Origin of the sequence: Salinisphaera sp. C84B14 (assembly GCF_040361435.1) — a bacterium.
Lineage (GTDB): Bacteria > Pseudomonadota > Gammaproteobacteria > Nevskiales > Salinisphaeraceae > Salinisphaera.
On sequence record NZ_APNL01000004.1, the window covers coordinates 97,803 to 110,511 of the forward strand.

The 12,709-nt window shown below is 63.4% G+C and carries 12 protein-coding genes; 7 read left to right on the plus strand and 5 right to left on the minus strand.

Annotated elements, in window-relative coordinates; translation table 11 throughout:
- The first annotated feature begins 262 nt into the window (after window positions 1-262).
- The 3 genes from C84B14_RS04565 to C84B14_RS04575 are packed head-to-tail and all read left to right on the plus strand — an operon-like array spanning window position 263 to window position 3,884.
- Window positions 263-1,504 carry a glycosyltransferase gene (locus C84B14_RS04565; RefSeq protein ID WP_353222192.1) on the plus strand — a complete coding sequence of 414 codons (1,242 nt, stop codon included), beginning with the start codon at window positions 263-265 and terminating at the stop codon, window positions 1,502-1,504.
- Entirely contained in the window at window positions 1,501-2,733 is a 1,233-nt protein-coding gene (locus C84B14_RS04570) for a glycosyltransferase (protein WP_353222194.1), read from the plus strand. Before C84B14_RS04565 ends, C84B14_RS04570 begins: the two co-directional genes overlap by 4 nt.
- Complete coding sequence (locus C84B14_RS04575; RefSeq protein WP_353222196.1) at window positions 2,733-3,884, plus strand: glycosyltransferase family 4 protein; 1,152 nt, start codon at window positions 2,733-2,735, stop codon at window positions 3,882-3,884. Before C84B14_RS04570 ends, C84B14_RS04575 begins: the two co-directional genes overlap by 1 nt.
- A gap of 11 nt (window positions 3,885-3,895) precedes the next feature.
- Here the strand turns inward: C84B14_RS04575 and C84B14_RS04580 are convergent, their stop codons facing one another.
- Genes C84B14_RS04580 through hemB form a run of 3 tightly spaced genes read right to left on the minus strand, consistent with a single transcriptional unit; the run spans window position 3,896 to window position 6,380 of the window.
- Window positions 3,896-4,645, minus strand: a complete 750-nt coding sequence (locus C84B14_RS04580; RefSeq protein ID WP_353222197.1) for an O-methyltransferase — start codon at window positions 4,643-4,645, stop codon at window positions 3,896-3,898.
- On the minus strand, window positions 4,635-5,324 hold the full coding sequence (locus C84B14_RS04585) for a lipopolysaccharide kinase InaA family protein (RefSeq protein ID WP_353222199.1): 690 nt from the start codon (window positions 5,322-5,324) through the stop codon (window positions 4,635-4,637). Before C84B14_RS04585 ends, C84B14_RS04580 begins: the two co-directional genes overlap by 11 nt.
- A 54-nt stretch (window positions 5,325-5,378) precedes the next feature.
- Window positions 5,379-6,380, minus strand: a complete 1,002-nt coding sequence (hemB, locus tag C84B14_RS04590; protein WP_353222201.1) for a porphobilinogen synthase — start codon at window positions 6,378-6,380, stop codon at window positions 5,379-5,381.
- 108 nt (window positions 6,381-6,488) lie between these two features.
- On the opposite strand from hemB, the gene arsS reads away from it, so the two are divergent.
- The 3 genes from arsS to C84B14_RS04605 all read left to right on the plus strand — a co-directional run bounded on the left by arsS (window position 6,489) and on the right by C84B14_RS04605 (window position 8,966).
- Window positions 6,489-7,445, plus strand: coding sequence for an arsenosugar biosynthesis radical SAM (seleno)protein ArsS (gene arsS / locus C84B14_RS04595; protein ID WP_502949890.1), 957 nt, complete (start codon window positions 6,489-6,491; stop codon window positions 7,443-7,445).
- Between the two features lie 190 nt (window positions 7,446-7,635).
- Complete coding sequence (locus C84B14_RS04600; protein WP_353222205.1) at window positions 7,636-8,199, plus strand: sigma-70 family RNA polymerase sigma factor; 564 nt, start codon at window positions 7,636-7,638, stop codon at window positions 8,197-8,199.
- Window positions 8,199-8,966, plus strand: a complete 768-nt coding sequence (locus tag C84B14_RS04605) for an anti-sigma factor (RefSeq protein WP_353222207.1) — start codon at window positions 8,199-8,201, stop codon at window positions 8,964-8,966. The genes C84B14_RS04600 and C84B14_RS04605 overlap by 1 nt, the downstream gene beginning before the upstream one ends.
- 235 nt (window positions 8,967-9,201) lie before the next feature.
- Here the strand turns inward: C84B14_RS04605 and C84B14_RS04610 are convergent, their stop codons facing one another.
- On the minus strand, window positions 9,202-10,032 hold the full coding sequence (locus tag C84B14_RS04610; RefSeq protein WP_353222209.1) for a DUF547 domain-containing protein: 831 nt from the start codon (window positions 10,030-10,032) through the stop codon (window positions 9,202-9,204).
- A 25-nt stretch (window positions 10,033-10,057) separates the two neighbouring features.
- Window positions 10,058-11,014 carry an alpha/beta fold hydrolase gene (locus C84B14_RS04615; RefSeq protein WP_353222211.1) on the minus strand — a complete coding sequence of 319 codons (957 nt, stop codon included), beginning with the start codon at window positions 11,012-11,014 and terminating at the stop codon, window positions 10,058-10,060.
- A gap of 184 nt (window positions 11,015-11,198) precedes the next feature.
- Between C84B14_RS04615 and glpK the strand changes: the two genes are divergently transcribed.
- Window positions 11,199-12,683, plus strand: coding sequence for a glycerol kinase GlpK (glpK, locus tag C84B14_RS04620; RefSeq protein WP_353222213.1), 1,485 nt, complete (start codon window positions 11,199-11,201; stop codon window positions 12,681-12,683).
- Window positions 12,684-12,709: the final 26 nt, after the last annotated feature.

The following is a 12,709-nucleotide window of genomic DNA, read 5'->3' on the forward strand; positions in this document are numbered from 1 at the left end:
CCAGGGTCGCGGTTTTGTCAACGCAGTAACCGACGTTCCAACCCAGCGCGCAGGCGCCGGCGAATACGAAAGTCGCCGCCGCGATAGCAGCGATTGTTATAATCCATCCTGATTTAGTCATTGTCTGGTTAGCGCTGTGTACTCGTTGGGAAGGCCCCGCGCGTCATATTGATGCAGGCGGGTTAAGCCAAGCGCGGCCGACAACTGCGTTGGGCCGTCGGCATGCACGTCTAGCCTGCGAGAATCTACCAGAGATCAGTTTATGGGGCGCAACAAGGGCCGTCAGGGGCTGCGCTTGACGCATTATGTGAGCTTGAGCGGATTTGGCGGCGTAGAACAACAGTTCGTCACCTTTGCCGCGCGTGCGGCGCGCCGACACGCGGTTGAACAGTCTGTCGTGGTATGCAGCACGAAGGTTCATGCGCACCATCGCGAGCTGCTGCCGAATTTCGAGGATTGGCGCTACGAGAAAAAGCTGTTCGGTTTCAAGGTCGGCCAGCATCCAGCGGCGTTGCGTCGGATGCGCTATCGCTGGCTGGGTCGTCGGTTCAAACCGGATGTCGCCTTGCTCTGGAACCGTCTCGATCAGCAGGCACGCGTTATCGATGCGCTGGGCGTGCGCCGGTGCCTGTATTGGGAACACGGTTCGGCCTGGCTGCACGGCGATGATGAAGCCCGGGCCGACGTGCTTTCCCGCGTGCCTGCCGTAATCTGCAACTCGCATGCGGCCAAACGAATGCTCCAGCTGCGCTGGGGGTATCAGGGCGCGGTGCGTGTCTGCCCGAACGGGATGCGCAATCGTCATACGGTCAAGGATTTCAAGCAGCTGCCCCGCGATCGCGCCCTGCATATCGGCGTCGCCGGCCGGCTGGTGCCGGTCAAGGCGACGTGTCTTGCCCTGCATACGCTCGCGGCGCTACACCGTCGCGGTATCAAGGCCGCCATGTCGATTGCCGGGGATGGCCCACTGCGGGCCGAGCTCGAAGAGTTGGCACGATCCCTGAACGTGGCCACCCACGTGCGTTTTCTGGGTGTGGTGAAGGACATGGCGCTATTTTTTTCCGAAATCGACCTGCTGCTGCACCCGGCACTGCGGGAGCCATTCGGGGTGGTCGTTGCCGAAGCCGGCGCCATGGGCTGCCCGGTGGTCTGCACCGCGGTCGATGGTCTGCCCGAGGTGGTCGACCACGAGCAGACCGGCCTGTGCGTGGCGCCGACGGCCGACCTGGCGCGCTATCGTGAACTCGGCGGCAGCAGTGACGGCTTGCCCGCGGCGGTGTATATGCCGGGCCACGACATGATCGATACGCCAAAAGTCTGCGAGCCGCAGGATCTGGCGGATGCGGTCGAGTCAGTCACCGCAAACGCAGAGCGTTTTTCCGCCATGAGCGATAGGGCGATGGTGCGGGTGGCACAGCGCTTCAATTTCGATAGCCACGTTGACGACGTCATGAATGCGGTGAAGGAATATCACGCCACCGGGACGCTCGAGCCGGGTCAATGAGTCTCGAGCGCCTGTTGCATTACGTCAGCCTCGACGGGGCGGGCGGTGTCGAACAACAGTTCGTCGACTTCGTACACGCCGCGCGGCAGCGGAGTCGCGCGCGGCACGCGGTCGTTGCCTGCGGTCAAGGCGTCCATCCGCTGGTCGCGGCGCGGCTCGATCAGGACGTGCCCGTCGTATTCGAAAAGTATGCCGGCGGCGTGAAGCTGCCCAAATGGCCACGGGCTCTGCGTCGTCAACGCCAGCGTCATATCGTTGAACGTAACCGACCGGATGTGGTGCTGATCTGGAATCGGTTGCGGGATAGCCTGGATACGCTTGCCGCTGCCGGCGCCGAGCGCTGTATCTACTGGGAGCGGGGCGCGAGCTGGTTTGCCGGCGAGAGCCCGGCCAAACGCGATTTTCTGGCGGCGGTGCCCGCGATCATCTGTAATTCTCATGCCGCCCAACGCATGCTCGAGCTTCGCTGGGGATACGCAGGCCAGGTGCGGGTCATTCACAATGCGCTTCGGCCGTCGTTGTTGCCTGCGGTGGCGCCTGAGCCTCGGCGATCCGCCGGCCAGGATGCGCTCACGCTCGGCGTGGTCGCACGTCTGGAATCGATCAAGGGCGTAGCGGTAGCACTGCATGCGCTCGCCCGACTTATCGCCAGCGGCTACGACGCCACACTGCGTATTGCCGGCGATGGGCCCGAGCACGCACGTTTGCGTGCGCTCGCGCAACGGCTGAACATTGCCGATCGGGTGGTTTTCGAGGGGATGGTTGCGGACATGGCCGCCTTTTACGCGCGCATCGATCTGCTGGTGCATCCTGCCTTGCGTGAACCGTTTGGCCAGATCGCGGTCGAAGCCGGCGCTTATGGTGTGCCGGCGGTGGTGAGCGCGGTGGATGGCCTGGTCGAGGTCATCGAACACGAGCGCACCGGCCTGTGTATCGAGCCCACGCTCGATGCGGCCGACTATCGTGCGCTGGGCGGGGATGACGCCGGCCTGCCGCCGTTTGTCTATGATCCCGCACGGGATACGATCGCTGCACCGCGCGCGCTGGATCCAGAAACGTTATGCCGGGCTATTATGCAGATCTGCAACGATGACACGCGCTATGCGCGCATGAGCGAAGCGGGCCTGCGGGCTGCGCGCGAGCGTTTCGTGTTCGATAACCACGTGCGTGATGCGTTGGCCTCGATCGAGTCTTTCCGGAACTCCGGGCGTCTGGCCCCGGCGTGGTGATGGACGAGCGCGCAAAACGCATCGCGATCGCCTTTCGTGGGATCGGCGATATCGGTGGCACGAACAACACCATTACCGACCACGCCCGCTATTTTCAGCAGCTTGGTCATCAGGTCGACCTGATCGGCGGCAAGGTGCACAAGGGCGGGGTGACGCCCGATATGGGCCGTGCCGTGCGTATTCAGCGGCTGCCTGTGCTCAGCCGCTACAAGTGGCGCTGGTTTGCTGCCCGCGCGCAGCGCCATATCGACCGGCAGGGTTATGATTTTGTGGCCGGCCATGGCCACCATTATCGGCAGCATGTGCTGTCCATGCACAACTGCCTGCATCTGGCGCATGAGATGCTGCACGGCGGCGCTCTCGATCCGCGCGGCACCCTGGCCGAGATCCACGATCGTATCTTTGCAGAAGACGGTTTTCGTCTGTGTATCTGCAATTCCAAACTCATGCGAGAGGATCTGTCTCGCCGCTACGGCGTGGCCCGTGAACGACTGCCGGTGATCTATCCCGGTTATCGCCCCGAGCAGTTCAACCGCGGCGATCGCGAGCGCTACCGGGCGCGCGTGCGCGAAGAGCTCGGCTGCGACGAGGATACGACGCTGATCGGTCTGATCACCTCGGGCGATTACCACAAGCGCGGACTGGATATCCTGCTGCACGCCTATGCGGCTCTGGACGCGAGCCAGAAGCAGTCGAGCCTGCTGCTGGTGCTGGGCAAGCAGGCCAGTGCATCGTTTTTCATTGCCGAAGCGCGCGCGCTGGGCATCGCCGATCGCATGCGTTTCGTCCCCCACACGCTCAGCCCGCATCGCTATTTCCATGCCCTGGATATCTGTGCGCACCCGGCACGGATCGAGGAATTCGGTCAGGTGGTCCAGGAGGCCTTTGCCTGTGGAGTGCCCGTGGTCACCAGCAAGCGCGTCGGAGCAACGGAACTGCTGCCGAAGAATCTGTATGACGCCTTGCCCGACGCCCCCACGGCCGCCAACATCAGCGCCCAGCTCGATCGCCTGATTCGTAACGAGGACGAGCGTCAGGCCATTGCGGCACAGATGATCGAGCAGGTGCGCTGCAATACCGCAGAAACCAACTTTCGGGCCACGCTCGAGGTGTATCGTCAGGCGGGGCTGGATATCCCCGTCGATCGCTAGCGCGTGGGGCGCTACTTCGCGCGCCAGCGTTGCAAGCGGCTGCGCAATAACGACTTGCGCTCGCGGCGAACTGCCTGAGCTCGACCCGGCCCAGGCAAATTACCGCTCTTGTGCGCCCAGGCCCAGGACTCGTCCTGGACCTTGAGATCGCCATAAGCCGGATGCTGGGCCACCAGTAGATTGAACACGGCCGCGATATTGGCTTCGGCGATCTGATCGGCCGAGAGTTCGCGGTTGGTCACACCGTCGCTTCGCGTCTTGCCGCGCTCGATGGCGTCGGCATAACGCCAGCCGTAGTCGTCGAACAGAATCCAGCCGCCTGGGCGCAGCAGCTTGTCGGCCAGGAAGAAGGCCAGCCCGTCGATGGTCCAGTTCTTGGCGCCATCGATGAAGATGAAGTCGTAACAGGGTTCACAGATTCCGTCTTTCGTCTGTGCCTCGATCTGTTTTTTCAGAAACCAATTGTACGAATTGACCTCGCGCACGATCTCTACGCGGGCGCCCAGGCCGAGCCGCTCGAGGGTGTGCTCGATGGTGGTTTCAAATTCCGCGCTGCTCTCCAAATCGACGCTCGTAAGCGTGCCGGCACCGATCTCATCGAGGGCGGCGGCAATATATCCGCTGCTTGCGCCGTGGGCGAAGCCCAGTTCCAGGCAGTCCCGCGGCTTCTCGGTGAGCAGGAAGTCGTAGAGAATTCGTGCCGAATGCCGGGAGATATGCGGCACCTTGTCGAGCAGCGAAGCAGCCTGTTTAAACTTCATCGATGAGTATCCGGGCCTTGGGCCAGCGGGCGAATTCATGCCGCAGGCAGTCGTTGAAATAGTGCCACTCGCGTGGGTGAACGGCGTCTCGCGCGGTGCTTCGGAGCATGCGCTGCATGTGCCGGAAGCCCGCACGCAGTGCAGCCGGTCGCGCGGCACGACGGATGTCGTTGTCGATCCAGACCAGCGATTGTTGCTCAATCCAGCCGATGTTGTCGAAGTGGCCGTCCTTATGAATCAGCCCGTGCCCGTGCAGGCGGGCCATATCCGCGGCCAGGCGCTCGAACAACCGGTAGCGGGCGGTATCGTCGCTGCTTTCGCGTATGAACACCAGCGATGAGCGATAGTGCGGTATCTCGGCCATGAACAGCACGGATTCATAGGCCGCAAACGGAGACAGCGAAACGCCCCAGCCGTGCACTGTCGGTGTCGCCAGACCGGCCGCCTGCAGTCGGTGGGCGCTCAGATACTCGCGGCGCGCCTGGGCGTTTATGTATTTGCGCAGGCTGTCTCTCGGCTGGCTGCGCGGGTAAGCCAGCTTGGCCAGGATCGGCGGATCGGCTTCGATCCGGAACAGAGCGGAATGGGGCCCTTGCTTGAAAGGCCGCCAGGCCTCTGTCGGGGGAATTCGCAGCGCCGGCTCGCCGTGCACCCGCCATAGCCCGGCCGCAGGCCCCATCGATCGTCTGATCCGCGGTTTGACCGCTTGCTGACGCTGCACCGCCTGCGTCACTCAATCGCCCAGCCAGCGCGCTGCGTCCTTGGCGAAGTAGGTCAATATGCCGTCGCAGCCGGCCCGCTTGAAGCTGCCCAGGCATTCGAGCACGGCAGAGCGCTCGTCGAGCCAGCCGTTGTCGATGGCGGCCTTGAGCATCGCGTACTCGCCGGACACCTGGTAAGCAAAGGTCGGCACGCCAAACGTCTGCTTCACGCGATGAATGATATCGAGATACGGCAGGCCGGGCTTGACCATGACCATGTCCGCGCCTTCCTTGAGATCCAGCGCGACCTCGCGCAGGGCTTCGTCGGTATTGGCGGGGTCGACCTGATAGGTGCGCTTGTCGGCCTTGCCGAGATTGGCCGCCGAGCCCACCGCCTCGCGGAACGGGTTGTACAGGCTGGAGGCGAACTTGGCGGCATAGGACATGACCAGCGTGTTCACATGGCCCTTGTCTTCCAGCGCATTGCGCATCGCCTGGATGCGCCCGTCCATCATGTCCGAGGGCGAAACGATATCCGCGCCGGCATCGGCATGGGCCAGCGTCTGGCGCACCAGGATCTCGATGGTCTTGTCGTTGAGCACATAGCCGTTGTCGTCGATTACGCCATCCTGGCCGTGGCTGGTATAGGGGTCGAGCGCGACATCGGTCATAACGCCCAGCTGCGGGAATTCGCGTTTGATCGCACGAATTGCCTGCGGTACCAGCCCATCGGGGTTGGCTGCTTCCTGCGCATCGGGCGTCTTCTTGTCGGCGTCGATTACGGGGAACAGCACGACCGCTGGAATGCCCAGGGCGACAACGTCCGTCATTTCACGCAGCAGCCCTTCAAGCGTGTGTCGCTGCACGCCGGGCATCGCCGTCACATTGACCGGCTCGCCTTCGGTCACGAAGACCGGGTAGATCAGATCATCTACCGACAGTCGCGTTTCGCGCGACAGGCGCCGGGCGAAGTCGGTGGCACGCCCGCGACGCAGACGTGTTGCAGGATAATGGCCGGGAAAGGTTTCAGGCATGACAGTCGGCAGGCAGTTCGATTCGTGTCACCGATATGCGTATCCCGGGCCCGGCTTTCAACACCTGCTAAGATCGCGTGCAACATAATCAAGCGCGAGGCGACGACCATGCGCCCCATGAAACATACCGAGCTTGCGACCGATTTTCCGCCCATACGGCGTGCGCGCCTGCACACCCTACAGATGAATCTGGGCTATCTATGCAACCTGGCCTGTACCCATTGCCATGTCGAGGCCGGGCCCAAGCGTACCGAGCTCATGGATCGCGCGACCATGGATACGGCGCTGGAATTCATCGCCGCCCAGAGTATCCAGACGCTGGACGTGACCGGCGGGTCGCCGGAAATGCATCCACGCTTTCGTGAGTTCATGGTCGAGGCCAAGGCCCTGGGCGTACACCTGATGGATCGCTGCAACCCGACCATTATCGAAGAGCCGGGTTATGACTGGGTACCCGCGTTTCTTGCCGAACATCAAGTGGAAGTGGTGGCCTCGCTGCCGTGCTACACCGCCGACAACGTCGACGCCCAGCGCGGCAAGGGCGTATTCGACGACAGTATCGCCGCGCTGCAGAAACTCAATGCGCTGGGCTATGGCCATCCGGACAGCGAGCTGACCCTCAACCTGGTCTATAACCCGGGTTCACCGTCGTTGCCGCCGCCACAGGACACGCTCGAACAGGATTACAAGCGCTTCCTGGCCGACCAGTTCGGTATTGTTTTCGACCACTTGTTCACGCTGGCGAACATGCCGATCAAACGCTATGCGCATATGCTGCTGCGTGAAAAGCGCATGGGCGAATACATGCAGCTGCTACGGAGTGCGCACCGCACCGAAAACGTGGCCGACGTGATGTGTCGTGGGCTGATCAGCGTGGACTGGCAAGGCTATGTCTACGACTGCGATTTCAACCAGATGCTCGATATGCCGCTGGCCGGGGCCGGCGCGACCCACTTGAGTGCGTTGATCGACAGCGATTTTTCCCGGCGACCGATCGCGGTGGGCGATCACTGCTATGGCTGTACCGCCGGGCAGGGCAGCAGCTGCGGCGGCGCGCTCAACTGAGCGCGTGCCATCGTTCGGATTGCGCGGCGTTGAGCCGCGCCCACTTTCCCGCCAGACTAGGCGGCTAGGCTAATAGTGAGTCCATGCATGAGTAGCGCAAGCGTTTACGCTGTTCGTTCCGACGCGCCGCATGTCGCCATCGGTATCTTGCGCGCTGTGCGCGGGCCGGCCGTCGTCCGGTTGCATGCCCATGGCTGAGCGAGAACAGCTGGCCGAGTGGCTGGTGGCGACCGCGCGCGGCGACGAGCAGGCGTTTCAGCGGCTCTATGCGGCGACGTCGTCGCAACTCTACGGGCTGCTACTTCGTATACTGCGCAACCCCGAGCGTGCCCAGGACGCCCTGCAGGATGCCTATGTCCGGGTATGGCAGAAAGCCGACACCTACGCGCCGGAGCGCGGCGCGCCGTTGACTTGGCTTTTGTCCATCGCCCGCTATCGTGCCCTGGACGTGCTTCGGCGCAAACGCCCGGAAGTTGCCATGCCCGAAGAGCCGGATATGGTCGCAACGCTGCTGGAAGACGAACAGTCGCTGTCGCCGCTGCAGGAAAACGAAAACCAGCAGTCGCTCGAAGCGATTCAGGTCTGTTTGAGAAGTCTGCAGCCCGAACAGCGCGATAGCGTGCTGCTGGCCTATTACGAAGGCCTGACCCACCAAGAGCTCGCCGAGCGCCTGGACGCGCCGTTGGGAACGGTCAAGAGCTGGATCCGTCGCGGGCTGTTGCGGCTGCGCGAATGTCTGGCGGAGCGTGCGTAATGGGCGAGTCCGAACAGCAACAGCGCAGTCTGACGGCGGCGGAATACGTGCTTGGCACGCTCGACCCGCGTGAACGCAGCCGTTATGAAACCCTGCTGATGCACGACGCCGAGGCGCGACGTGAACTGGCCTATTGGGAAACGCGGCTCGGTGAGCTCGGGTTGGCCGTGCCGGCGGCCGAACCGCCGGCAGCGGTCTGGGATCGTGTCACGCACGAACTCGGGCTCGAACGGGCCACACCGGTCGCACCAAGCCGCGAACAATCCAGCACCCACAATCGTCCGGCCGCGAACGACAACAGCCCGGGTATATGGCAGGGCCTGGCCCTGGTCGCCTCGGTTGCGGCGCTGGTCATGGCCGCGCTGCTGTTCACGGGTTCGACCGAGCGCGAGGCCACGCCTGACGCGGCCTCGGCGCCGGCCTATGCCAGCGTGGTCTACGACGAACCAACGGGCATGATCTGGCTGGTGACCGCACATGCCGGCACCGACAAGATGTCGGTGGTTGCCATGGGCGACTACGACGTGCCGGAAGGCAAGGTGCTGCGCGCCTGGCTCAAGCCGGAACACGGCGAGCCGGTATTGCTCGGCAAATGGCCGAACACGCACGGCGACCATGAAATGACGGTATCCGATGCCGCCGCCGAATGTATGAACCAGCCGGCGAAGCTCATGGTTTCAATGGAGGATGCAGGCGCTGCCAACGGGGCGTCGACGCCGAACGGCAAGCTGATGTGGACGTCTCCCATCGCGCGGCGCACCGGTTGAGCGCGCCGCGCAGGTCTTAGGGCCTGTTGACACCAATGCCAATCGCCGCGTTGCTGATCGAAATCATGCCAGGCAAGGCGCCTGCCGCCGACCCTGGTATTCCCCAGGCGCGTCGCAACCTGTCGGCGTGCGCGCGTATGTCGGCAGTTTGGTTGTTAGCGCTGTTCATGCCCAGAGCCGGCAGATGGCCGAGACAGGCCTGGGGGCAACCGGACAAACGTTCGCCCGGTCAGCACTAGCGGTCGTCAGGCATGTCGGCTTCGTCGTTCAAGGCCCAGTTGTACTCATAGTCGTCGATGGTGTCCCGCATATCCAGGCGCGTCGAGCGCGCGGGGTCGGCGAAGCGGCGCAAATGGCTGATGATGGCGCGATCGTTACCGCCGAAATCCTGCCCATACCAGTCGTAGATGCTCGACACCACCAGCTCGCCATCGTCGAAGCGAACGCCGGCAGGGCTGTTGACGTAGTCGCGGGCGTTCTCGCGCAGCAGGGTATACACGTTGTCGCCGGTATATGCCTGCGTACTCAGATCCGGGCAGCTCATCGACGCGCAGTTGACCCCGTAGTGGGTCAGCCCGTCGTGCCAGATGGGTCTCAGGATCCGGTGTTCGATATCGTTGAGGCTGAGTTTTTCGCCGTCGATCGTGAGATATCGCTTCTTCCAGGGCCCTGATGAAATCAGGCTGCCGCCGATATCGCGGATCGAATCGACGGGGTAGGCGTCGAGCACCCGATCCAAAGTGAGGGCGTTGTAGAGATTGATCCAGTAGGCGCGCTGCACATCGCGGTTATAGGCAGCGATGTCGACCTGCTGCATGGCCTCGATATAGTTCTTGAGTCGGGTATGATCGGCCGCGCTGACGTCGCCGTAGCGCACGCCGTTGGGCGCGTGTTCGTGGGCGACGACATATTTGCGCAGAAATGCATCGTAGGCGCTGTGGTCGATCGTAGCCGTGGCGTTTTCATCATGTGCCTGCCAATGGGGCCATAGATCGGCCTTCGGGGCTGCAAACGCCGCGGTCGTGATAAAAGACAGGGCGATGAACGCGGCGACGAGACGACGCATAGGCTTACTCCTATGAAACAGGGCGCTAATCGGGCGTGCCTGCCTCGGGGTGGCTGGCCCAGCGATCGAGCCAGGAACGCATGTCGGCCATAACCGTATCGGCGCCCGTGTCTTGCAGCAACTCGTGGCGTTGGCCGTCGTAAAGGCGCAGCTCGAGCGCGCGCTGGCCGTCGCCGTCGAGCGCCCGTGCCACGCGCTGTGGGCCATGGCCGAAGCCACCCATCGGGTCGTCGCGGCCGGCTATGATGAGTAGCGGCAGGCGTATCGGCAGCTGGCGTTGTCGATGCGCGCCGCTGCTGCGCGCGATACCGCGCAGAACCATGTGCCAGGCACCCGCGCGCAGGGGGAAGCCGCAGTCGGGGTCGCCGTTGTAGGCGTCGACAGCCGCGCTGTCGCTAGACAGCCATGCGTTCTCGCGCACCGAACCGTAATAGCGCGACAGGCGCCGGTCATAGGCACTTATGATGAGCGACTGTAACGGCTTGCTGACCCCGTCCGGACCGACGCGCGCGCACTCGAGGCGGGCGAGCAGTGCTGCCGCGCGGCACCGGATGCGACCGGGTCGATCGGTGCCGCTGAGAATGCCACCGGCGTACGCATCGCCGTACTGCTGAAGTACGCTCATCGCGATAAACGAGCCGAGGCTGTGTCCGAACAGGAATATCGGAACGTTGCCCGCATCGCGCGCAGCCCGCTGACGAACGCGCTCTACGTCGTCGACGAGCGTTTGCCAGTTGCAGCGCTCGCCGAGATTGCCGTGGTCCACGGCGGCGGTGGTCGCGCCATGACCGCGCAGATCGAAGGCGTGGACGTCGATACCGGCCGCCGCGAGATATTCGGCCAGCCGCGCATAACGGCGGGCGTGCTCGGCCATGCCATGCACGATGACGAGAGCGGCACGCGTTTCAAGCCGGGCCGGCCAGCGATAGGCGACCAGGCGCGTGGCGCTGTCGGTGCTGACCTGCTGTGTTTCGTACGTCAATAGTTGACCTGTATGGCCTGGTGCACGGAAGCTGCATCCTGTCCGGGAGGCAATCGCACGATCCGGTAGCGCCCGCTGCGAGGCTATAGTGCCAATGGACTCGGACGCTGCCCGATCTTAATCGCGTTTATCCTAAGCCCTAAAAGCGAAAGACGTATATGAACCAAGTCAAGGTCCTGTGCTCATGAGCGGTTCCCGTCACCTGTTGGCTATCGACCAGGGCACGACCAGCAGTCGGGCCATCGTATTCGACGATCGGGGCCATATTCGCGGCCGTGCACAGCGTGAATTCCAGCAATACTTCCCACAGGAAGCCTGGGTAGAGCACGACGCCAACGATATTCTTGCCGACGTGCTCGTCGTTTGCCGCGAAGCCATTGCCGAGGCTGGCCTCGAGGCGAGCGATATCTGTGCCTGCGGGATCACCAACCAGCGTGAAACCACGGTGGTCTGGGAGCGAGCGACGGGCGAACCCATCGCGCGCGCCATCGTCTGGCAGGATCGACGCACCGCCGAGCGCTGCCGCGAACTCGCCGACGAGCGAACCGAAAGCTGGTTGCAGGACAAGACGGGGCTGTTGTTCGACCCGTATTTTTCGGCCACCAAGGTGGCCTGGCTGCTCGACAACATGGACGGTGCACGCGCGCGGGCCGAGGCCGGGGAGCTGGCGTTCGGCACGATCGACAGCTGGCTGCTATGGCATCTGACCGGCGGCGCTGTGCATGCCACCGATGCCACCAACGCCTCGCGTACGCTGCTGTTCAATATTCGCGATCAGGCCTGGGACGACGAACTGCTGTCGTTTTTCGACATCCCGCGCGCCCTGCTACCCGAAGTGCGGGATACCGCCAGCGATTTCGGCACTATCCGCAAAGACCTGCTCGGCGCCGAGATCCCGATTGCCGCCATGGTAGGCGATCAACAGGCGGCCCTCGTAGGTCAGGCCTGCTTCAAGCCCGGCATGGCGAAGTCGACCTATGGCACCGGCTGTTTTCTCATGCTCAACGTCGGTGAAGAGGCGCTTGCTTCGCGGCATCGGCTGTTGACCACCGTCGCCTATCGCATCCACGGCAAGACCACCTACGCACTGGAGGGGTCGATTTTCGTCGCGGGCGCGGCTATTCAATGGCTGCGCGACGCCCTGCATATGTTCGAAAAGGCCGAGCAGACCCAGGCGCTGGCGGCATCGGTCGATCATACCGGCGGCGTCTATTTGGTACCGGCGTTCACCGGCCTGGGCGCACCGTACTGGGACCCGGAAGCGCGCGGCGCGATCCTGGGGCTGACACGCGATACCGGCATCGAACAGATCGTGCGTGCGGCACTCGAGTCGACCTGCTATCAGACCCGCGACCTGGTGAACGCGATCGGCGACGATGCCGAGCCACCGCGCGAGCTGCGCGTGGACGGCGGCATGGCCGCAAACGACCTTGTGTGCAGCTGTCTTGCCGATATTCTGCAAACGCCGGTGGAACGCCCCGAAGTGATCGAAACCACGGCCCTGGGCGCGGCCTATATGGCGGGACTGCAGGTTGGGCTGTACGACTCGCTCGATGCGATCGCCGAGCTGTGGCGCGCCGAGCGGCACTTCGAGGTCGAGAAGAGCGCGGCCGAAGTCGATGCGCTCTACGAAGGCTGGTGTGAAGCCGTGGCGAGGGTGCGCGGATGACTCTAATCTGCACCGCTGCCCGCACC